Source organism: Pseudomonas sp. Pseusp10, from assembly GCF_059492225.1.
Map to the genome: position 1 here is coordinate 5601463 of NZ_CP168528.1, position 22170 is coordinate 5623632.

A 22170-nucleotide genomic window follows, 5' to 3' on the forward strand; every position below is an offset into this window, starting at 1 on the left:
AGCAAGCTCGCTCCCACAGGGGGGCTGCGTCGTACACAAATCCAATGTGGGAGCGAGCTTGCTCGCGATGAACGATAACGCGGTCTAACTAGTCAACGCTGCGTGGCAACTGCAAGGTCACCCGCAACCCGCCCTCACGCAGGTTCTGCAAGCTGACCTCACCACCATGGCTATGGGCAATGTTGCGGGCAATCCCCAAGCCCAATCCATACCCCTGCTGCTGCCCGGCCAGTCGAAAGTGCGGCTCGAACACCTGCTCCAGCCGCTGCTCCGGCACACCCGGCCCTTCATCATCGACATGCAGGATGAACGCGCTGTCATCGTCATCGATGTGCAGGTGCGCGTTCTGCCCGTACTTCAATGCATTGTCGATCAGGTTGCCGATGCAACGCTTGAGCGCCAGCGGTTTGCCCGGGTACGCCGCCAGCGCCCGCCCCTGCTGGGTCACGCGGCCGTTGCCGTTCGGCGCGAGATAGGGCTCAACCAGACAGTCGAGCACATGGTTGAGATCCACCAACTCGATATTCTCGTGGATGTCGGTGTCTTTCACGCATTGCAGCGCGCCTTTGACCAGTAATTCGAGCTCGTCAAGATCGCGCCCGAACTTGGTTTGCAGCGTTTCGTCCTCGAGCAATTCGACCCGCAGGCGCAAGCGGGTGATCGGTGTGCGCAGGTCGTGGGAAATGGCGCTGAACAACTGACTGCGCTCCGTCAGGTAACGGCTGATGCGCTCGCGCATGGTGTTGAACGCGCGCCCAACCTCGACCACTTCACTGCCCCCGCCTTCGGCCACCGGTTCCACGTCGGCTCCCAACGACAGATCCCGGGCCGCCCGCGCCAGGCGCTTGAGCGGACGACTCTGCCAGTGCACCAGCAGGCCGATGAACAACAGCAAAAAGCCGCTGGTCAGGAGGATGAACCACACCTGCTGCGCCGGCAGGCCCTGCTCTTCAAGGCTGGTATAGGGCTCGGGCAACAGCGAGGCGATGTACAGCCATTCGCCTGGCGCCATCTGGATCTGCGTGACCAGCACCGGCGGGTTCACCGGTTCCAGGGTCAGCGCGTAGTGCGCCCAGGAGCGAGGCAACTCATCGAGCTTCAGGCCGCCATTGAAGATGCGCAGGTCTTCCGGGCTGACGAAGGTTACCGAGATGTCTGTGTCCTGGCCGAGGGACTCGCGCAGCACTTCGTCCACCGCTTTGAGCACCGCCGCTTTGCGCGGGGTGATGGGCAGTACTTCCATGCCCAGAGGTTTATCGTTGAGCGTCACCACGAACCGGGTGCCGCCCATGCTGCGCAACTGATCGAGCACCAACGGCCGAAACGCCACCGGCAACGAACGGAAGTAACTGACACTGGCCGTCATCGAATGGGCCAGGCTGCGGGCGCTGGTGACCAGGCCCTCGAGCTGCGTGGCGCGCAATTGCGAAACCCAGATCACGCTCGACAGCGTCTGGGCGAACAACACCGCCAGCAAGGTCAACAGCAACATCCGCCCGAGCAGCGAACGCGGCATCGGTATTTTGCCGGCGAGTTTGCGGAAAATCTCAGTGGCCATTGCTGGCAACCACATTGGCCGCCAGTTGGTAGCCGCTGCCACGCACGGTGCGGATCAGCCGTGGCGGTTTTTCAGTGTCGCGCAGGCGCTGGCGCAATCGGCTGACCGCCATGTCGACGATGCGATCGAGGGGCATCAAATCGCGGCCACGGGTGGCGTTGCCGATGGTGTCGCGGTCGAGGATTTCCTGCGGGTGATCGAGGAACAGTTTCAGCAGTGCGAAGTCGGCGCCCGAGAGAATCACCTCTTCGCCATCGATGTGAAACAACCGATGGCTGACCATGTCCAGGCGCCAGTCATCGAAGGCCAGCACCTCACCGCCGTTACGTTCCTGGCCGAACTGCGCGCGGCGCAGCAACGCCTTGATCCGCGCCTGCAATTCCCGTGGACTGAACGGCTTGCCCAGATAATCGTCGGCGCCCAGTTCCAGGCCGATGACGCGGTCGGCTTCGTCGGAACTGGCGGTGAGCATGATGATCGGCACCTGCGCCTGGCGTGGATGCTGGCGAATCCAGCGGCACAGGCTGAAACCGTCCTCGTCGGGCAGCATCACGTCAAGGATCACCAGGTCGGCCGGCGCCTCGTTCAGTGCCTGGCGAAAACCGGCACCGTCGGCAGTGGCACGCACCTGGAACCCGGCGCGGGTCAGGTAGGTGTCCAGCAACTCGCGTATCTCTTGATCGTCATCGACCAACAAAATCGACTTGTTGACTGAGCTCACGGGCGGCGTCCTTGTTGTTTGAATTGGGCGGATTATGCCTTAAGCACCGATTTTACAAACACTGAAGAACAACTGTGGGAGCGGGCTTGCTCGCGAAAGCGGTGTGTCAGTCGACATTAATGTTGAATGTCAGTCCGCATTCGCGAGCAAGCCCGCTCCCACATTTTGAGCGCATTTCAAGCGGGGATGGATTGCTCCAGTGCCACACCCGCCCCCATCAATCCGGAATACGGCGCCGTAACCAGCCACACCGGAATCCCCTTGAAGTAGTCGCTCATGCAACCCTTGTCGGCGAAGCAGCGGGCGAAACCGCTTTCAAGGAAGAAATCGGCAAACCGCGGGATCACCCCGCCAACGATGTACACGCCACCACGCGCACCGGTGGTCAGCACGTTGTTGCCAGCCACGCGACCGAGCCAGCAGCAGAACTGCTCGAGCACTTCCAAGGCAATCGGGTCACCCGCCAGTCCGGCAGCGGTAATCGCTTCCGGTGTTTCGAGCACAGGCGTGTGTCCGTCCACCGCGCAGATCGCCCGGTAGACGCGCGGCAAGCCGCCGCCGCTCAGTGCCGTTTCTGCGCTGACATGGCCGATCTCGTTGAAAATGTGTTGCCACAACTGGGTTTCACGCGGGCTGCTCAGGGGTAGATCGACGTGACCGCCCTCCCCCGGCAACGCAGCGAATCGGCCTTCGCCCAGATCGAGCAAGGTGCCGACGCCCAGGCCCGTGCCCGGGCCAATCACCACCGCCGGACGCAACGGCTCCGGCGTGCCTTCGCAGACCACGCGAAATTCGCCGGGCTGCAAACGGGTCATGCCCAGGGCCATGGCCGAGAAGTCGTTGACCAACAGCAGTTGATCGACCTGCAAGATCTGGCAAAAACCCTTGCGGCTCAAGCGCCAGTGATTGTTGGTGAACTTGAATTCATCGCCGCTCACGGGACCGGCCACCGACAGGCACACCGATCCGATCGAACCCGGCGCCAGCCCCAGGCCATTGAGATAGAGGCTGATCGCCTCCTCCGGGCTGGGGAAATCTGCCGTTGCCAGCACCTGGACCGATTCCAGTTGCTGGTTTTTCCACAACGCGAAACGTGCGTTGGTCCCACCGATGTCACCGACCAAAGCCAGTTTCAATTAAGCGTCTCCAGGGCAGAAGTAAAGGCGCTGGCGCCCTGCTCCGCCGAGCTGAAGGCCATGCGCATGAAACCGAACAGCTCGCGACCGGTGCCGATGTTGTTGCCCAACAGGCCCTTGGCCGGCGTGCGCGCTGCGAATTCTTCGGCGTCCACCTTAAGTTCCAGGGTGCCTTTGACGCCATCGACGCGGATGATATCGCCCTCTTGCACCCGCGCCAAAGCGCCGCCTACATAGGCCTCGGGGCTGACATGAATGGCCGCCGGGATTTTCCCTGATGCGCCGGACATGCGCCCGTCGGTCACCAGGGCGACTTTGAAGCCGCGATCCTGCAAAACACCGAGGAACGGCGTCATCTTGTGCAGCTCCGGCATGCCATTGGAGCGCGGACCCTGGAAGCGCATCACCGCGACAAAATCCTTCTCCAGCAAACCGGCCTTGAACGCATCGGCCAGGTCCTGTTGATCCTGGAACACCATGGCCGGCGCTTCGACAATCTGGTTCTCCACGGCTACGGCGGAGACTTTCATCACACCGCGACCAAGGTTGCCTTCCATCACCCGCAGACCACCTTCCGGCGAGAATGCACGAGCGACCGGACGCAGGATGCTTTCATCGAGGCTGTCGGTCACGCCTTCGCGCCACACCAGCTGGCCATTGTCGAGGAACGGCTCCTGGGTGTAGCGGCTCAGGCCGTGGCCCATCACGGTGTTGACGTTTTCGTGGAGCAACCCGGCTTCCAGCAGTTCACGGATCAGGAACGACATGCCACCCGCGGCCTGGAAGTGGTTGATGTCGGCTTTGCCGTTCGGGTAGACGTGGCTCAGGGTCGGCACCACCTCGGAGAGGTCGGCCATGTCCTGCCAGGTCAATTGAATGCCCGCCGCCATGGCGATGGCCGGCATGTGCAGGGTGTGGTTGGTCGAGCCGCCCGTGGCGTGCAACGCGACAATCGAGTTGACCAGCGAACGCTCGTCGACGATTTCGCCGATCGGCATGAAGTCGCCGTTCTGCTTGGTCAGGCGCGTGACCTGATGCGCCGCTTCACGGGTCAGGGCATCGCGCAACGGCGTGTTCGGGTTGACGAAGGACGCGCCCGGCAGGTGCAGGCCCATGACTTCCATCAGCAACTGGTTGGTGTTGGCGGTGCCGTAGAAGGTGCAGGTGCCAGGGCTGTGGTAGGACTTCATTTCCGATTCCAGCAGCTCTTCGCGGGTCGCCTTGCCTTCGGCGTACTTCTGGCGCACGTCGGCTTTCTGCTTGTTGGAAATGCCCGACACCATCGGCCCGCCCGGCACGAAGATCATCGGCAGATGGCCGAAGCGCAGCGCGCCCATCATCAGGCCCGGCACGATCTTGTCGCAGATGCCGAGCAGCAGCGCGCCGTCGAACATGTTGTGGGACAGCGCCACGGCCGTGGACAGCGCGATCACTTCGCGGCTTGGCAGGCTCAGCTCCATGCCCGGCTCGCCCTGGGTCACGCCGTCGCACATGGCTGGCGTGCCACCGGCGAACTGGCCGACGGAGCCGATCTCGCGCAGGGCTTTCTTGATCAGTTCGGGGAAGACTTCGTACGGCTGGTGCGCCGAGAGCATGTCGTTATATGACGAAACTATCGCGATGTTCGCGGAGTTCATCATCCGCAGGCTGTGCTTGTCATCGCTGCCGCAACCGGCCACGCCATGGGCGAAGTTGGCGCATTGCAGCTTGCCGCGCATCGGACCGTCGCTGGCCGCACCGCGGATCAATGCAAGGTAGGCCGCACGCGTGGCGCGGCTGCGGGCGATAAGCCGTTCAGTGACCTCAAGGACGCGGGGATGCATGTGTAGAACTCCAGGCTAACGGATGTGGCGACCTGATTGTCTATGCTGAACAAGAGCCGTTGTTGACGGGATGACAGACGGTTTTCTTGATCAATCGGACCAGTTGATTCAGGTCACTCGTTGTAGATTGAACAAAATATTGCCACTAAAAAGGCTTGTTTTCTATTTTTTTGCGAATAATCTTGTAATTCCAACAACAAAACGACGGCGGCGCTGAAATATGACTCTTCGAATCGCAATCAATGGTTTTGGCCGTATTGGCCGTAATGTCCTGCGGGCACTCTATACCCAAGGCTATCGCCGGGATTTGCAGATCGTCGCCATCAACGACCTGGGCGACAGCGCGATCAACGCGCACTTGCTCAAGTACGACACTGTTCACGGCACGTTCGACGCCGATGTTCAACATGATCAGGAAAGCCTGACCGTCAACGGCGACCGCATTTCGGTCAGCGCCATCCGCAACCCGGCCGACCTGCCCTGGGCCGCGGAAAAGATTGATGTGGTATTCGAATGCACCGGTCTGTTCACCGACCGCGCCAAAGCCGCCGCGCATATTACGGCCGGCGCGCGCAAAGTGATCATCTCGGCTCCCGCCAAAGGCGCTGACGCCACTGTGGTTTACGGGGTCAACCACGACATTCTGCGCCAGTCGCACCAGATTATTTCCAACGCCTCGTGCACCACCAACTGCCTGGCCCCGGTGGCCCAGGTGCTGCATCGCGAGCTGGGCATCGAAAGCGGCTTGATGACCACCATTCACGCCTACACCAACGACCAGCACCTGACCGACGTCTATCACGTCGATCCGTACCGCGCCCGTTCAGCCACCCAGAACATGATCCCGAGCAAGACCGGTGCCGCCGAAGCGGTGGGCCTGGTACTGCCGGAACTGGCAGGCAAATTGACCGGCATGTCGGTGCGCGTACCGGTCATCAATGTGTCGCTGGTGGACCTGACGGTGCATCTGAAAAAAGAAGCCAGCGCAGAGGAAGTCAATGCGCTGATGAAAGAAGCCAGCCAGCATTCGAAGATCCTTGGGTACAACACCCTGCCGCTGGTCTCCAGCGACTTCAACCATAACCCGCTGTCGTCGATCTTCGACGCCAACCACACCAAGTCCAGTGGCAAATTGCTCAAGGTATTGGCGTGGTATGACAACGAGTGGGGCTTCTCCAACCGCATGCTCGATAACTGCCTGGCGCTGTGCAACGCAGAATAAGCAGCACGCCCCCCGGTCTTGTAGGAGCGAGCCTGCTCGCGATGGTCGTTAACGATAACGCGAGGAACCTGATGCCCCGCGGTGCTCTACAGTCCATCGCGAGCAGGCTCGCTCCTACAAGGTGCGTGTCATGTCTGGAGTAACAATCGATGATCGGCATCAGCTTTACGCAAAAGACCATGGCAGCGCGCAAGCGTATTGCCCTGGTCGCCCATGACCACTGCAAGGTGTTCTTGCTGGACTGGGCCGAACGGCAAAAAGACAAACTGGCCCAGCATGATCTGGTCGCCACTGGCACCACGGGGTTGTTGTTGCAACAACGCCTCGACCTGCCTGTGCACAGCATGATCAGCGGGCCGCTGGGCGGCGACCAACAGCTCGGTGCGCAAATCGCCGAACAGCGGGTCGACATGCTGGTGTTTTTCTGGGACCCGTTCGAACCCCAGCCCCACGATCCGGATATCAAGGCATTACTTCGGGTCGCGGCGGTGTGGAACATCCCGGTGGCGTGCAACGAATGCAGCGCCGACTATCTGCTCAGCAGTCCGCTGATGGATCAGGCACACCTCCATCGGATTCCCGATTACGCGACCTATTTGCAGGGTCGTGCGTAAAGCTTCACAAATCAGTGCTTGACCATTCGAGTAGATGATAAGCATTATCATTTGCTCGAAATGGATCAGGTCCTCCCGTGAGTCAGTCGCGCTTCAACCACGTTTTCCTCACCCAGCGTACCTCCCTGCTGCGCACGCTGGAACGGATGGTCAACAATCACAGCACCGCTGAAGACCTCTTGCAGGAAACCTATCTGCGGGTGACCCGCGCGTTGAGCGAACGGGCCATCGATCATCTTGAGCCCTTTGTCTTCCAGACGGCGCGCAACCTGGCGCTGGACCATTTGCGCGCGCGGCGCATCCATTCGCGCACCATGGTCGACGACGTGCCGCAGGAGGTGATGCACAGCATCGCCGCCCCCACCAGCAGCGCGGAAGACGCTGCCCATGCCGAACAATTGCTGGAGCGCCTGAACGTGAGCCTCAGTGAACTCAGCGCCCGCCAGCAGCGGATTTTCATCCTCAGCCGCCTGCACGGGCACAGCTATCAGGAAATCGCCGACAAGCTGAACGTATCCCTCAGCACCGTGCAGAAAGAACTCAAACTGATCATGTCGATCTGCATGGGTGTCGCCGAAAGGAATGACGGCAGCGGCAAGCTTTAAGCGGCAAGCCGCAGGCTCAACGCCAAACCGAGCTTTAGCTTGCAGCCTGTAGCTTGAAACTTGAAACTGCTGCTCAAAAAGCCCCCGCCGAGGAAACACCGTGACGGACAACCACCGCTCCCCCGAGCCTTCACTGGCGCAGGATCCCGCAAGTGCGATGGACCAGGCCCTGGACTGGTTGATCGTGCTCGGCAGTCCCGACGAGGAGCAGAGCCGCCAATTCCACGCATGGCTCGACGCCGATCCGTTGAATGCCCAGGCGTTCGCCAAGGCCCAGGCGATCTGGGACGGCCCGCAAGTGGCGCAATGCGCGCAAAGCCTGGCTGCGCGTCCCGCGAAAGTCACGGTCCTCGCCCGCCTGCGTCCGCACTGGAAACCGCTGGCCACCGCCGCCGTGCTGCTGCTCGGAATGTTCAGTTTCAGCAATTTGCCAATGCGCCTGCAGGCCGATCACCTGACCGTGGTCGGGGAGCGTCAGCGCCTGCAACTGGAGGACGGCTCCAGGGTCCTGCTCAATACCAATTCGGCATTCTCAAGCACCATCAACGATCAACAACGTATTGCCCGCCTGTATCAAGGCGAAGCGTTTTTTGAAGTGCAGGCCAACCACAGCCAGCCACTGGAAATCGACGCCGGCCCGGTCACGGCCAGCGTTCGCGATACCGCGTTTGCCGTGCGTTACCTCGACGGCGTGGCACAGGTGCGGGTGCAGCGCGGCGATGTCGACTTGCGAGCCACCCGTGACGATGCGCGGGTGCGCTTGTCCGCCGGGGAAAGTATCCGCATCGGCCCCAACGGTTTCGACCACCCGGCCAGGCTGGATGCCGCCACCGACCTGGCGTGGGTCCAGGGGCGACTGGTGTTTGAAAACTGCCCGTTGAACCAGGTGCTGGCAGAACTTCGCCGCTACTACCCGGGCTGGATCATCAACAACAACGAGCAGTTGGCCGATGTCGCCGTGACGGGCAACTATCGCCTCGATCAGCCGCTGGACGTGGTTCGCGCCCTGGCCCACATCACCTCGGCACGGCTTCAGGAATTCCCGGCGCTGGTCATCCTGAACTGAATGAGAATTATTTTTACTCGATAGCCAAACCCCGTACGTCTCGTTATAGCCAATGCAATTGATTCGCATCTAACCATGCCGATCAGCACCTATAAAGATTCGTGCGACACGGAGCGCTATCGATGTCCCCTCGCCTCACCCGCCAAGCCTCTTCACCTTCCCGCATGCTGTCGCTGCTGACCGCGGCCATCCTGACGGCCGGCGCCGCACCGCTCATGGCCGCCACCGCCACCGAGCCGTCGACTCGCAAAATGGGCGACTACTCGTTCGCCATTCCCCAACAGTCACTGGTGTCGGCACTCAATGCCTTTACCGCCGTGACAGGCTGGCAGGTCGGCGTGTCGTCGCAGCTGGCGCAAGGTGTCGTCTCGCCGGGGATACGCGGCACCCTGTCACCGGAAAAAGCCCTGGATCGCCTGTTGGTGGGGACCAGCCTGAGCTATCGCAAACTGGGCAACAACAGCATCGTTCTGGAAAAGCGCGCCAACAGCGGTGCCCTCAATCTGGATCAGGTGACCATCAGCGCCACCCGTAATGAGCAGAGTGTGAACAGCGTGCCGAGCACGGTCTCTGTCTACACACGCGAGGATCTGGACCGCAACAACGTCAATACCATCAAGGAACTGGTGCGCTATGAACCCGGTGTTTCGGTGGGCGGTTCGGGCCAACGCGCCGGCATCACGGGTTACAACATTCGCGGCATCGATGGTGACCGAGTGCTGACCCAGGTCGATGGCGTGCAGGTGCCCGACGGTTTCTTCAACGGCCCGTATGCCCAGACCAACCGCAACTATGTCGACCCGGAAATCGTCAAACGTGTGGAAATCCTCCGCGGCCCGGCCTCTGTTTTGTACGGCAGCAATGCCATTGGCGGCGCCGTCAGCTACTACACGCTGGACCCGGACGACATCATCAAACCGGGCAAGGATGTCGGCGCACGGCTGAAAACCGGCTACAGCTCCGCCGACGACAGCTGGCTGACCTCCGGCACCATCGCCGGCCGCACCGGCGAGTTCGATGGCCTGCTGCATCTCAGTCAACGCAACGGTCATGAAACAGAGTCCTTTGGCGAAACCGGCGGCACTGGCCTGAACCGCACTGAAGCCAACCCCCAGGACGTGCGCACCACCAGCGTGCTGGCCAAACTGGGCTGGAACTACGTCGACGACGCACGCCTGGGCCTGACCTACGAGAATTACAAGGCCGACCGCGACACCAATCAATTGAGCGCGGTGGGTGGCCCGTTCAATGCCGGACGTGGTTTCGGCTTCTATAAGTCCCGCACCGGCAACGACACGATCACCCGCGAACGCTTTGGCCTGGAACACAGCTTCGGCCTGGACAGTGCACTGGCTGACAACATCAAGTGGACGCTGAACTACCAGATCGCCAAGACCGACCAGAGCACCGAGGAAATCTACGCGCCGTCGCGGACTGTGCTGCGTAACCGCGATACCAACTTCAAGGATCGCCAATGGATATTCGATGCCCAGGCTGACAAGTCGTTTGCCATCGCCGACACCGAACACCTCGTCACCTATGGCACCACCATCAAGCAGGACAAAGTCACCGGCCTGCGTACCGGTACCGGCACCTGCCTGACCGTGGCAGGTGCCTGCCGGGTCATTGGTGCCCCTAGCGCCCTCGACACGCTGACACCCGCCAGTGACTTCCCGGACCCGACCATCAATAGCTACAGCCTGTTCGCCCAGGATCAGATCAGTTGGGGCAACTGGACCTTCATGCCCAGTGCACGCTATGACTACACCGAGCTCAAGCCGCACATCACCGAAGAGTTCCTGGCCACCGCCGACCAGAGCGGCAATGGCACGGTGAGCGACGACACCAAGACCTGGCATCGTCTGTCGCCGAAGTTCGGCACCACCTACAGCTTCAACGATAACTACACCTGGTACGGCCAATACGCCGAAGGCTTCCGCACACCGACGGCCAAGGCGTTGTATGGTCGTTTCGAAAACCTCGCCGGCGGCTATCGGGTCGCGCCTAATCCGGACCTGGAACCGGAAAAAAGCAAAAGCTACGAAACGGGTTTGCGCGGCAACTTCGAGCAGGGCTCGTTTGACGTGGCGGTGTTCTACAACAAATACCGCGACTTCATTAACGAGAACGCCATCACACCCGGCTACACCGAGACCACGTTCCAGAGCAACAACATCAAGCGCGCCACCATCAAGGGTGCCGAGGTCAAGGGACGCCTGAACCTCGACGCCTTCGGTGCCCCGCAGGGCCTCTACACCCAGGGCTCGGTGGCCTATGCCTACGGGCGCAACGACGACAACGGCGAGCCGCTCAACAGCGTCAACCCGCTGACCGGCGTATTCGGCCTCGGTTACGACCAGGACAACTATGGCGGTTTGCTCAGTTGGACCCTGGTGAAGAAGCAGGACCGCGTCGACAGCACCAGCTTCAAAACCCCGGACGGCACCAGCACCCAGTTCAAGACCCCGGGCTTCGGCATTCTGGACCTGAGCGCCTTTTATAAGGTGACCGACGACGTGACCGTCAACGGCGGCATCTTCAACCTGACCAACAAGAAATACTGGCTATGGGATGACGTGCGCGGCTATGACAGCGTCGGCGAAGCGTCGGTGACCCAGCCGGCCAACCTCGACCGCCTGACCCAGCCGGGTCGCAACTTTGCGGTCAACGTGATCTGGGACATCTGATCCGGTCCTGCCACCGAGCGGTTTCATCAAGCCGCCCGGTGAAGATTTTTTACTGTCAGGCGCCTGCTTGTTCGTCTCGTTACCAAGCGCCTTTTTTCCCCAAGGAATTGCCATGAATACCCAGGCCACCGAACAACGTCCCAACCTGCGTTCACAGCGTTTGAACCAGATCACCCACGAGCCGCACAGCAAGCTCGATGCCCTGGTCAAAGCCCATGCCCCGTTTGAAACCCCGGCCAATTTCGCCCGCTTCGTGGTGGCGCAGTATCTGTTCCAGTCGGAACTGGTCTCGCTGTACAACGATGCCGAACTGACCACCATCGTCCCGGACCTGCCGGCGCGCTGCCGTGCCGATGCAGCCAAGGCCGACCTCGCGGACCTGGACACCGACGTGCCGGCGCCCGTCGCCGGTGCACTGAAGCACCCGACCAAGGCCGAAGCCCTGGGCTGGATCTTTGTGTCGGAAGGTTCGAAGCTCGGTGCTGCGTTCCTGATCAAGCGTGCCGTGGGCCTTGGCCTGAGCGAAACCTTTGGCGCCCGTCACCTTGGCGAACCAGCCGGCGGCCGTGCTGAAGGCTGGAAAAGCTTCGTCAAAACCCTCGACGGCCTGGCGTTCAGCGCCCGAGAAGAAGCCGAAGTGGAAAAAGGCGCCATCGACGCGTTCAACCGTTTTACCGTGTTGCTGGAGCGGGCTTACGCCAGCGCGCCAGAAGTCGCCTGACACACCACTGCCCCTGTGGGAGCGGGCTTGCTCGCGAAAGCGGAGTACCAGTCAACAACAATGCTGTCTGGAATACCGTCATCGCGAACAGGCTCGCTCCTACAGGGGATGTCGTAGCCTGTCAGATTTCGATCCGCCTCACGTATTGCCTTGAGCCCATGCCCACCTCCTCCAGACTCTCCCGCCTCCTCTTCGGCCTGTTGGCCTATGTCAGCCTGGGCATCGGCCTGATCGCCATCGTCATTCCCGGCCTGCCAACCACCGAGTTCATCCTGCTGGCCGCCTGGGCCGCGACCCGAAGTTCGCCGCGCCTGAGTGCCTGGCTGGAAAACCACCGGCTGTTCGGCCCCATCCTCTATAACTGGCGCAACGGCAAGATCATCGCGCGCCGGGCAAAGATCAGCGCCACTGTCAGCATGCTGTTATGTGCAGGTCTCATGCTGGCGATGCTCGAGCACGGCTGGCCGGTCTACCTGGCGATTGCCGGGATGGGGCTGGGCAATCTGTGGATCTGGTCCCGGCCGGAATCACTGCCGGAATCCTGCTGAACAACTCCGCGATATTTCTTCGTTTTAAAGCACTTTTCGGCACATTTTTCTGCGCAAACGTTCAACCACTACCGTTCGTCGGCACCCCATTCATGTAACCTGGCCTTCACGCCGATGTGCATTGATCGGCGCTAAATGGATTTAGCGAGTGAGCCGCAACGGCTCGCAGCCAACACTTCATCCATTCGCGAGTTCGCCCTATGTTCGACTCACTGTCCATCCGCCTGAAAATCGTCCTGCTGTCCGGTCTGTGCCTGCTGGGTGTAGTCGCCTTGATAGTGGGCATGAACATCTACCAGACCAATCAGAACGATGATCTGGTCAACGATTCCAGCAGCAGAATGCTCACCGCCAGTGTGCAGGACCTGCTTCAGGCCAAAGCCGCCGAGCAAGCGGTACGGGTGCAGAAGACCTTCGGTGAAACCCTGACGGTGGTGACCGCCCTGGCGGATCAGATCAAGGACATGCGCGCCATGGCCGCCAAGCGCTCGCTGGAGCCTGGCGCCCTGCGTGAAGAGTTGAACCAGAGCCTGAAAACCGCCTTCGAGCGCAACGGCAAGGTGCTGGGCATCTGGCTGGCGTTCGAGCCCAACGGCCTGGACGGCAAGGACAGCGAATTCGTCAATGACGCCGTGCGCCAGTCCAATGAGATCGGTCGTTACGCCACCTACTGGAGCCGCGCCGGGGGTGAGTCGCTGAACACGATCATGGTCGAAGAGGACATGACCAAAACCACCCTGAACCTCAGCGGCACGCCGTACAACGTCTGGTACACCTGCCCTCGGGACAGCAAGCGCACCTGTCTGCTCGACCCCTACGCCGATACTGTCGGCGGCAAGGAAGTGTTGATGACCAGCATTTCCGTACCGCTGCTGGAAAATGGCAAGTCCATCGGTGTGGTCGGTATCGACATCGCCCTCGACGCCCTGCAAGCGGCGGCGGTCGGCTCCCAGCGTGAACTGTTCAACAACGCCGGGCACATGCTGATCGTCTCCGGCACTGGCGTAATGGCCGCCTACAGCGTCGATGCGGCGAAAGTCGGCAAGAGCATCGGCGACACCCTGGGCGCGGATGGCAAGGACATCCTGCAATTGCTCGGTAGCGGTGCCCCGAAGATTCTCCAGCAAGGCGACCTGATCCGTGCGGTTTACCCGGTCAGCCCGATTGCCGATGCCAAGGCCTGGGCCGTGGTGATCGACCTGCCCAAACAAGTGCTGCTGGCCGACTCGGTGAAGCTGCAAGCAGTGCTCGACGATGCCCAGCAAAGCGGCACGATCAAGGCCCTTTCGGTGGCGGTGATTGCCGGCCTGCTCGGTCTGCTGCTGATGTGGCTCACCGCGTCGGGCGTGACCCGACCGATCAACAGCGTGGCCGAAATGCTCAAGGCGATTGCCAGTGGCGACGGCGACCTGACCCAGCGCCTGCACTACAGCAAGAAAGACGAGTTGGGCGAGCTGGTGGGCTGGTTCAACCGCTTCCTCGACAAGCTGCAACCGACCATTGCGCAGATCAAGCAAAGCATTACCGACGCCCGCGGCACGGCCGATCAGTCGTCCGAGATTGCCCGCCAGACCAGTGAAGGCATGCAGGTGCAGTTCCGCGAAATCGACCAGGTCGCCACGGCGTCCAACGAAATGAGCGCCACTGCCCACGATGTCGCCAACAGCGCCTCGAACGCGGCCAACGCCGCCAAGGGTGCCGACCAGTCGGCCCGCGACGGCATGTCGATCATCGAGCGCAGCACCCGCGACATCAATCAACTGGCCGAGGAGGTCAGCAAGGCCGTGACCGAAGTCGAAGCCCTGGCGGTCAACAGCGAGCAGATCGGTTCGGTGCTGGAAGTGATCCGCAGTATTGCCGAGCAAACCAACCTGCTGGCACTCAACGCGGCCATCGAGGCCGCCCGTGCCGGTGAAAGCGGTCGCGGCTTCGCGGTGGTGGCCGACGAAGTGCGTAACCTGGCCAAGCGTACCCAGGATTCGGTAGAAGAAATTCGCTTGGTGATCGAGCGCATCCAGTCCGGCACCCGCGGCGTGGTCGCCACCATGCATTCAAGCCAGACCCAGGCCCACAGCAACGCCGGGCAGATCCAGCAGGCGGTCCAGGCCTTGGGCAAAATCAGCGACGCGGTCACCGTGATCAGCGACATGAACCTGCAAATCGCCAGTGCCGCCGAGCAGCAAAGCGCCGTGGCCGAAGAGGTCAACCGCAATGTCTCGGCGATCCGCACCGTCACCGAAACCCTGACCGGCCAGGCCACTGAATCGGCGCAAATCAGCAGCCAGCTCAATTCCCTGACCACTCACCAGATGAAGTTGATGGATCAGTTCCGCGTTTAAAGAACCGACCGAAGATCCTCTGTGGGAGCGAGCTTGCTCGCGATGTCGGACTGACATTCAACATTGATGTCGACTGAAAGTCTGCTATCGCGAGCAAGCTCGCTCCCACAAGGATTTCATCTGACCTGGAAACTTTTGGACTAAGATCAGGCTCTCGCTCCGGAGGGCCTTCGATGACTGATCTGCTCACGTCCATTCAAGCCGCACTCGGTTTGCCTCACACTCCGATTCCTTTCACCTCCAGCGGCGCCCTGCCCTCGGCGTTTGCTGTCACTGACCTGGCCTGCGCCAGCATTGCCGCCGCCGGACAGGCCGCCAGCGAACTGCTGCACCAACAAACCGGGCGCCTGCCCGACCTTGAAGTAGACCGACGCCTGGCGTCCTTCTGGTTCGCGACCTCGATTCGCCCGACAGGCTGGAGCGTTCCGCCGCTGTGGGATGCGGTCGCCGGTGACTACGCCACCTGTGATGGCTGGATTCGCCTGCACACCAACGCGCCCCATCACCGCGCCGCTGCCGAAAGCGTGCTCGGCGCCTGCACCGACCGCACAGCAATGACCGGCAAAGTGGCGCAATGGACGAAAAGCGAACTTGAGCAGGCGGTGGTCGATGCTGGTGGTTGTGCCGCCGAAATGCGCACTTGGGAGCAATGGCAGACCCATCCTCAAGGCCAGGCGGTAAATGCCGAACCCTTGATTCATTTCGCCAACCACCCAAGCCAGAGTAGCCAACCGTGGATGGGGTCAGTGGCCCGGCCACTGGCTGGCATCAAGGTGCTGGATTTGACGCGGGTGCTTGCCGGCCCTATTGCCAGCCGCTTTCTGGCCGGCCTCGGCGCCGATGTCTTGCGCATCGATCCACCGACCTGGAACGAGCCGGGGGTGGTGCCGGAAGTCACTTTGGGAAAACGCTGCGCGCGTCTTGATCTGAACGATAAATCCGACCGCGACATATTCGAATGCTTGCTCAGGGACGCCGACATTCTGCTCCACGGTTATCGTGCCGATGCACTGGAGCGGCTTGGCTTGGGCATGCATGAGCGCCGGCAACTGAACCCGGGGCTGATTGATGTTTGCCTCAATGCCTATGGCTGGAGCGGCCCCTGGCAAAACCGTCGGGGCTTCGACAGCCTGGTGCAGATGAGCAGCGGCATCGCCGAAGCGGGCATGTGCTGGAAAAGTGCCGACAAGCCGACACCACTCCCCGTACAAGCGCTTGATCACGCCACCGGGTACTTGATGGCGGCCAGTGCGATCAGGTTGTTGGCGCAACGGTTGAGCGACGGTACAGGCGGCTCGGCGCGATTGTCGTTGGCGCGTACGGCGAAGCTGTTGATCGAGGCTGGGGCCGGGACGGGCGAGGCGTTACGCGCGGAAGATGTGCAGGATCAGGGAATGTTCGTGGAGCAAACACCGTGGGGACCGGCGCATCGGTTGCTCGCGCCTTTGAAGATCACCGCGACGCCTTTGCAGTGGGCGCTTCCGGCAACGGAACTGGGTTCACATCCTGCGCAGTGGTGGTGAACTTCAGATAGCCATCGCGAGCAAGCTCGCTCCCACAGGTGACCGAGTTCTAGAGGACGACCACGATCAACTGTGGGAGCGAGCTTGCTCGCGATGGCGCCAGAAAAGGCAACACATAACCCGGATCTTTTCAGTCCGCCCGACTCAATGACGTCCACAGCACCTGCGCCGCATACCCTCGATAAGGCCGCCAGCCCTCAGCCCGCAACAAAAGCTGCTTCGCCGTTACCGGCCCACCCTCCAGCGCTGCCAACGCATTGATCAGCCCCACGTCGCCATTGGGAAACCCATCCATCTCCCGCAACTGGCGCAACGCAATGTATTGCGCCGTCCAGTCACCAACCCCGTGCAAGGCCAGCAACCGCGCTACGCTCCCCTCCCGGCCGGACTCGAACAACCGCGGATCATCGAGTAATGCCTGAGCCACCCCCGACAACGTCCGGCCTCGGCTTTTCGGCATGCCCAGCGTCGCCAGGTCCGCCCCCGCCAGCACCTCAGCCGTGGGAAACACATGGCTCAATCCCGGCTGCGGTGAACTCAACGGCACACCGTATTGCGCCAGCAGCTTCCCCGCCAACCGGATCGCCGCCGCTACCGTAATCTGCTGCCCCAGCACCGCGCGGATCGCCAGTTCCAGCCCATCCCACGCCCCCGGCACTCGCAACCCGGGGCGCTCGGCAATCAACCGTGCCATCAGCGGATCAACCGCCAGGTGCCGGTGAATCGTCGACAAGTCGGCATCCAGGTCGAACATCCGCCGCAGCCTTGCGACAATTTCAGGTACGGCGTCCGGGTCAGGAAAATCCAGGGTCAGCTCAAGTGCATCGGATGTAGCAGGCTGGATCGAAAACGTACCGTGAACGCCATACAAGTCGATGCTGCGCGAGTAAACACCCTCGACCACCGTTTCCAGGCCAACAATCGCCCGCGCCGACAAGAACCCCAGCAACGCCGGCCAGTCATAGGGCGGCTGGTACGCCAGCAACAACCTCACAGACTGAGCACCCCGCTGTACAACCCAAAAGCCGCCAGCCCCGCACCACCGATGACACAGGTGAAAATGCCTTTCTCGACAACCGTGAACAATGGCTTGCCCTGCTCATGACGTGCCTTGGCAAACAGGATCACACCCGGCGCATACAGCAACGCCGACAGCAGCAAATACTTCAGGCCCCCGGCATACAGCAACCACACCGCGTAGCCCAGAGCGATGCCACCGATCAGCAGATCCTTGATCCGCTCGGCGGGTGCCTGTTGGTAGGTTTCACCCCGCGCGCACAACAACACCGCATAGGCCGCCGACCACAGATACGGCACCAGGATCATCGAGGACGCCAGATAAATCAGACTGGTGTAGGTGCCGGCGGAAAACAGCGTGATCAGCAGGAACAACTGGATCATCGAGCTGGTCAGCCACATCGCATTGACCGGCACACGGTTGGCATTTTCCTTGGTCAGGAATGCCGGCATGGTCTTGTCTTTCGCCGTGGCAAACAGAATTTCGGCGCACAGCAGCGCCCAGGACAACAAGGCCCCCAACAGCGAGATCGCCAGGCCGACGCTGATCAGCAACGCCCCCCAAGGGCCGACGATATGTTCAAGCACCGCGGCCAACGAGGGGTTCTGCAGTTTCGCCAACTCCGGCTGGGTCATGATCCCCAGCGACAGCACGTTCACCAGCACCAGCAGCGCCAAGACCCCAAGAAACCCGATAACCGTCGCCCGGCCCACGTCGGAACGTTTCTCCGCCCGGGCCGAATAGACACTGGCCCCCTCGATCCCGATAAACACGAACACGGTGACCAGCATCATGTGCCGGACCTGATCCATCACGCTGCCGAATTCCGGGTTGTTGCGCCCCCAGATATCGAGAGTAAAGACGTCCGCCTTGAACGCCACGGCGGCAATCACGATGAACATGATCAGCGGCACAATCTTGGCCACGGTGGTCACTTGATTGATGAACGCTGCCTCCCTGATCCCGCGCATCACCACAAAATGCACCGTCCAGAGCAGCAGCGAAGCGCAGACGATAGCGATTGGCGTGTTGCCTTCGCCAAAGACCGGAAAGAAATAACCGAGGGTGCTGAACAGCAGCACGAAGTAACCGACGTTGCCCAGCCAGGCGCTGATCCAGTACCCCCAGGCCGAAGAAAAGCCCATGTAGTCGCCGAACCCGGCCTTGGCGTAGGCGTACACCCCGGAGTCCAGCTCCGGCTTGCGATTGGCCAGGGTCTGGAATACGAACGCCAGGGTCAGCATGCCGACGGCGGTGATCGCCCAACCGATCAGGATCGCCCCGGCATCGGCCTTGGCCGCCATGTTTTGCGGCAGGGAAAAGATCCCGCCGCCAATCATCGACCCCACCACCAACGCGATCAATGCACTCAGGCGAAGCTTGCTCGGTGATTGCGACATCGTTGCATCTCCATTTCTCTGGGGGGCGACAAGTGCCGCGAGATCGTCACATAACGAGCGTCAACTAAACTGCTGAAGAGTAATAACGTTTATTGGATAACGCCAACATATGTCTTTTTACTTGCACAAAACGGCTATTGGAAGCGCCGATATAATCTTTTGTTGTATACGTTTTCCCTATACATCAATTTTGTACAAAAAACCCATGGGGAAGATTGGCGGATTCTGAAAAACCAACTAGCGTCATAATTCGAAATAAAATACAAAACAACTGAAATAATCTACAAAAAGGCTCTAGAACAAGCATTACAAGCAGCCGCCTTGCAAATGATGGCACTCCGCCAACAAACTGGGAACGCTCTCATTTAGTGATCCAAGTCAGCTGATTGGATAGCCAACGGAATTAGTCTGTTGCCTCTCTTCTCCTGCATTGGAGTCATGCAATGTCTGAAGCCCCCGGAAAACTCAAACTCGGCGCACTGGTTGCATTAGTCGTCGGTTCGATGATTGGTGGCGGGATCTTTTCCTTGCCACAAAACATGGCCGCCAGTGCGGACGTCGGCGCCATTCTGATCGGTTGGGCGATCACCGCCGTCGGCATGCTCACCCTGGCGTTCGTTTTCCAGACCCTGGCCAACCGCAAACCCGATCTTGATGGCGGGGTTTATGCCTACGCCAAGGCCGGGTTCGGCGACTACATGGGCTTTTCGTCCGCCTGGGGGTACTGGATCAGTGCCTGGCTGGGCAACGTTGGCTACTTCGTTTTGCTGTTCAGCACGCTCGGCTACTTCTTTCCGCTATTTGGGGAGGGGAATACCCCTGCTGCCGTGATCGGTGCCTCGGTGCTGCTGTGGGCCGTACATTTCCTCGTACTGCGAGGAATAAAGGAAGCAGCGTTCATCAACCTGGTGACCACCGTCGCCAAGATTGTGCCGCTGGTGCTGTTCATGTTGATCGCGTTGTTTGCCTTCAAACTGGAGATCTTCACCGCCGATATCTGGGGCCTCAAGAACCCGGACCTGGGCAGCGTGATGGACCAGGTGCGCAAAATGATGCTGGTCACCGTGTGGGTGTTCATCGGCATCGAAGGCGCGAGCATCTTTTCCGCCCGAGCGGAAAAACGCAGCGATGTGGGTAAGGCCACCGTTATCGGCTTCGTCACCGTGCTGTTGTTTTTAGTCCTGGTCAACGTGCTGTCGCTGGGGATCATGACTCAGCCGGAACTGGCCAAACTGCAGAACCCGTCGATGGCCGCCGTACTGGAACACGTGGTCGGTCACTGGGGCGCAGTGCTGATCAGCGTCGGTTTGATCATCTCGTTGCTGGGGGCGTTGTTGTCGTGGGTGCTGCTGTGCGCGGAGATCATGTTCGCCGCCGCCAGGGACCACACCATGCCGGCGTTTTTGCGCCGCGAAAACGCCAACCATGTACCGGTCAACGCCCTGTGGCTGACCAACGCCATGGTGCAGATTTTCCTGATCATCACGCTGTTCTCGGCCAGTACTTACCTGTCGCTGATCTACCTCGCCACCTCGATGATTCTGGTGCCCTACCTGTGGTCGGCGGCCTACGCACTGCTGTTGGCGGTGCGTGGCGAAAGCTACGAAGGCGCGGTGGGCGAGCGGCAGAAGGATCTCGTCATCGGCGCCGTGGCCCTGGTCTACGCGATCTGGCTGCTGTACGCCGGCGGCATCAAATACCTGCTGCTGTCCGCACTGCTCTACGCCCCCGGCGTGATCCTGTTTGCCAAGGCTAAGCTTGAAGTAAACAAACCGGTTTTCACCAACGTCGAGAAGCTGATTTTCGCGGCGGTGGTCGTCGGCGCCGTGGTGGCGGCCTACGGCCTCTATGACGGCTTCCTGACTCTTTAACTACCCTGTTTTGTCATCTGGAGGATCACTGTAATGACCAAGGAAAAAGTTAAGTACGGCGTCCATTCCGAAGCCGGCAAACTGCGCAAAGTCATGGTTTGCTCCCCAGGGCTTGCCCATCAGCGGCTGACCCCTAACAACTGCGATGAACTGCTGTTCGATGACGTGTTGTGGGTGGCCCAGGCCAAGCGCGACCACTTCGATTTCGTCACCAAGATGCGTGAACGCAACATCGATGTACTGGAAATGCACAACCTGCTGACGGACATCGTCGCCATCCCCGAAGCCCTGGACTGGATTCTGGAGCGCAAGATCACCGCCAACTCGGTGGGCCTGGGCCTGATCAACGAAACCACTTCGTGGCTGCGTAGCCTGGAGCCGCGCAAGATCGCCGAGTTCCTGATCGGCGGCGTCTCGGGCGACGACTTGCCCACCAGTTTCGGCGGCAAGGCCATCGAGATGTTCCGCGACTTCCTCGGCAACTCCAGCTTCATCCTGCCGCCGCTGCCCAACACCCAGTTCACCCGCGATACCACCTGCTGGATCTACGGTGGCGTCACCCTCAACCCGATGTACTGGCCGGCGCGCCGTCAGGAAACCCTGCTGACCACTGCCATCTACAAGTTCCACCCCGAGTTCACCAACGCCGATTTCCAGATCTGGTACGGCGACCCGGACAAGGACCATGGCAACTCCACCCTTGAGGGCGGTGATGTGATGCCGATCGGCAACGGCGTGGTATTGATCGGCATGGGCGAACGCTCGTCGCGGCAGGCCATTGCCCAACTGGCGGTGAACCTGTTCAAGAACAAAGCCGCGGAGAAAGTGATCGTCGCCGGCCTGCCGAAATCCCGCGCGGCGATGCACCTGGACACCGTATTCAGCTTCTGCGATCGCGACCTCGTCACGATCTTCCCGGAAGTGGTGAACCAGATTGTCGCCTTCACCCTGCGTCCCGATGAAAGCAAAGCGGGTGGCATCGACATCCGCCGCGAAGAAACCAACTTCCTCGACACTGTGGCCCAGGCCCTCAACCTCAAGGCCCTGCGCGTGGTGGAAACCGGCGGCAACAGCTTCGCCGCCGAACGCGAGCAATGGGACGACGGCAACAACGTGGTAGCCGTGGAGCCCGGCGTGGTCATCGGCTACGACCGCAATACCTACACCAACACCCTGATGCGCAAGGCCGGGGTGGAGGTCATCACCATCAGCGCCGGCGAACTCGGCCGGGGACGAGGCGGCGGCCATTGCATGACCTGCCCGATCATCCGCGATCCGATTGACTACTAACCTATTAGCCTTGGCCCGCGCTGCCCTC

At 60.8% G+C, this 22170-nt stretch carries 17 protein-coding genes and 1 pseudogene; 12 read left to right on the plus strand and 6 right to left on the minus strand.

Annotation, left to right across the window (positions count from 1 at the left end; all coding sequences use genetic code 11):
* Positions 1-88: 88 nt before the first annotated feature.
* From ACEN8Z_RS25535 to edd, 4 genes are all read right to left on the minus strand, one after another.
* On the minus strand, positions 89-1558 hold the full coding sequence (locus ACEN8Z_RS25535; protein ID WP_495596051.1) for an ATP-binding protein: 1470 nt from the start codon (positions 1556-1558) through the stop codon (positions 89-91).
* On the minus strand, positions 1548-2279 hold the full coding sequence (locus ACEN8Z_RS25540) for a response regulator (RefSeq protein WP_495596052.1): 732 nt from the start codon (positions 2277-2279) through the stop codon (positions 1548-1550). Before ACEN8Z_RS25540 ends, ACEN8Z_RS25535 begins: the two co-directional genes overlap by 11 nt.
* A 176-nt stretch (positions 2280-2455) precedes the next feature.
* Complete coding sequence (locus ACEN8Z_RS25545; protein ID WP_495596053.1) at positions 2456-3415, minus strand: glucokinase; 960 nt, start codon at positions 3413-3415, stop codon at positions 2456-2458.
* Positions 3412-5238 (minus strand): phosphogluconate dehydratase, encoded by a 1827-nt coding sequence (edd, locus tag ACEN8Z_RS25550; RefSeq protein ID WP_495596054.1) that lies wholly within the window; start codon positions 5236-5238, stop codon positions 3412-3414. The genes ACEN8Z_RS25545 and edd overlap by 4 nt, the downstream gene beginning before the upstream one ends.
* A 220-nt stretch (positions 5239-5458) precedes the next feature.
* On the opposite strand from edd, the gene gap reads away from it, so the two are divergent.
* From gap to ACEN8Z_RS25600, 10 genes and pseudogenes are all read left to right on the plus strand, one after another.
* On the plus strand, positions 5459-6460 hold the full coding sequence (gene gap, locus ACEN8Z_RS25555; protein ID WP_007996007.1) for a type I glyceraldehyde-3-phosphate dehydrogenase: 1002 nt from the start codon (positions 5459-5461) through the stop codon (positions 6458-6460).
* A 149-nt stretch (positions 6461-6609) separates the two neighbouring features.
* Entirely contained in the window at positions 6610-7074 is a 465-nt protein-coding gene (locus ACEN8Z_RS25560; RefSeq protein WP_495596055.1) for a methylglyoxal synthase, read from the plus strand.
* 77 nt (positions 7075-7151) lie between these two features.
* Positions 7152-7679: an RNA polymerase sigma factor gene (locus ACEN8Z_RS25565; RefSeq protein WP_495596056.1), complete on the plus strand. Its 528-nt coding sequence runs from the start codon at positions 7152-7154 to the stop codon at positions 7677-7679.
* Positions 7680-7779: 100 nt separating this feature from the next.
* The gene (locus ACEN8Z_RS25570) at positions 7780-8745 is read left to right on the plus strand and encodes a FecR family protein (protein ID WP_495596057.1); all 966 of its coding nucleotides are present in this window, start codon (positions 7780-7782) and stop codon (positions 8743-8745) included.
* A gap of 122 nt (positions 8746-8867) precedes the next feature.
* Positions 8868-11432, plus strand: a complete 2565-nt coding sequence (locus ACEN8Z_RS25575; RefSeq protein WP_495596058.1) for a TonB-dependent receptor — start codon at positions 8868-8870, stop codon at positions 11430-11432.
* 112 nt (positions 11433-11544) lie between these two features.
* A complete protein-coding gene (locus ACEN8Z_RS25580; RefSeq protein WP_495596059.1) occupies positions 11545-12153 on the plus strand; it encodes a biliverdin-producing heme oxygenase in 609 nt (202 codons plus the stop codon).
* Between the two features lie 158 nt (positions 12154-12311).
* The gene (locus ACEN8Z_RS25585; RefSeq protein ID WP_495596060.1) at positions 12312-12701 is read left to right on the plus strand and encodes a YbaN family protein; all 390 of its coding nucleotides are present in this window, start codon (positions 12312-12314) and stop codon (positions 12699-12701) included.
* A 473-nt stretch (positions 12702-13174) separates the two neighbouring features.
* Positions 13175-14182, plus strand: a pseudogene (locus ACEN8Z_RS25590) (methyl-accepting chemotaxis protein); the annotation flags it as partial.
* A gap of 102 nt (positions 14183-14284) precedes the next feature.
* The gene (locus ACEN8Z_RS25595) at positions 14285-15040 is read left to right on the plus strand and encodes a methyl-accepting chemotaxis protein (RefSeq protein WP_404942368.1); all 756 of its coding nucleotides are present in this window, start codon (positions 14285-14287) and stop codon (positions 15038-15040) included.
* Positions 15041-15213: 173 nt separating this feature from the next.
* A complete protein-coding gene (locus tag ACEN8Z_RS25600; RefSeq protein ID WP_495596061.1) occupies positions 15214-16563 on the plus strand; it encodes a CoA transferase in 1350 nt (449 codons plus the stop codon).
* 130 nt (positions 16564-16693) lie between these two features.
* On the opposite strand, the gene ACEN8Z_RS25605 is transcribed toward ACEN8Z_RS25600, so the two are convergent.
* Positions 16694-17557 carry a DNA-3-methyladenine glycosylase family protein gene (locus ACEN8Z_RS25605; RefSeq protein ID WP_495596062.1) on the minus strand — a complete coding sequence of 288 codons (864 nt, stop codon included), beginning with the start codon at positions 17555-17557 and terminating at the stop codon, positions 16694-16696.
* Positions 17554-18981, minus strand: coding sequence for an arginine-ornithine antiporter (gene arcD / locus ACEN8Z_RS25610; RefSeq protein ID WP_495596063.1), 1428 nt, complete (start codon positions 18979-18981; stop codon positions 17554-17556). Before arcD (ACEN8Z_RS25610) ends, ACEN8Z_RS25605 begins: the two co-directional genes overlap by 4 nt.
* 443 nt (positions 18982-19424) lie before the next feature.
* Between arcD (ACEN8Z_RS25610) and arcD (ACEN8Z_RS25615) the strand changes: the two genes are divergently transcribed.
* Both arcD (ACEN8Z_RS25615) and arcA read left to right on the plus strand, forming a co-directional pair.
* Complete coding sequence (gene arcD / locus ACEN8Z_RS25615) at positions 19425-20852, plus strand: arginine-ornithine antiporter (protein ID WP_495596064.1); 1428 nt, start codon at positions 19425-19427, stop codon at positions 20850-20852.
* Positions 20853-20885: 33 nt separating this feature from the next.
* Positions 20886-22142 (plus strand): arginine deiminase, encoded by a 1257-nt coding sequence (gene arcA, locus ACEN8Z_RS25620; protein WP_495596065.1) that lies wholly within the window; start codon positions 20886-20888, stop codon positions 22140-22142.
* Positions 22143-22170: the final 28 nt, after the last annotated feature.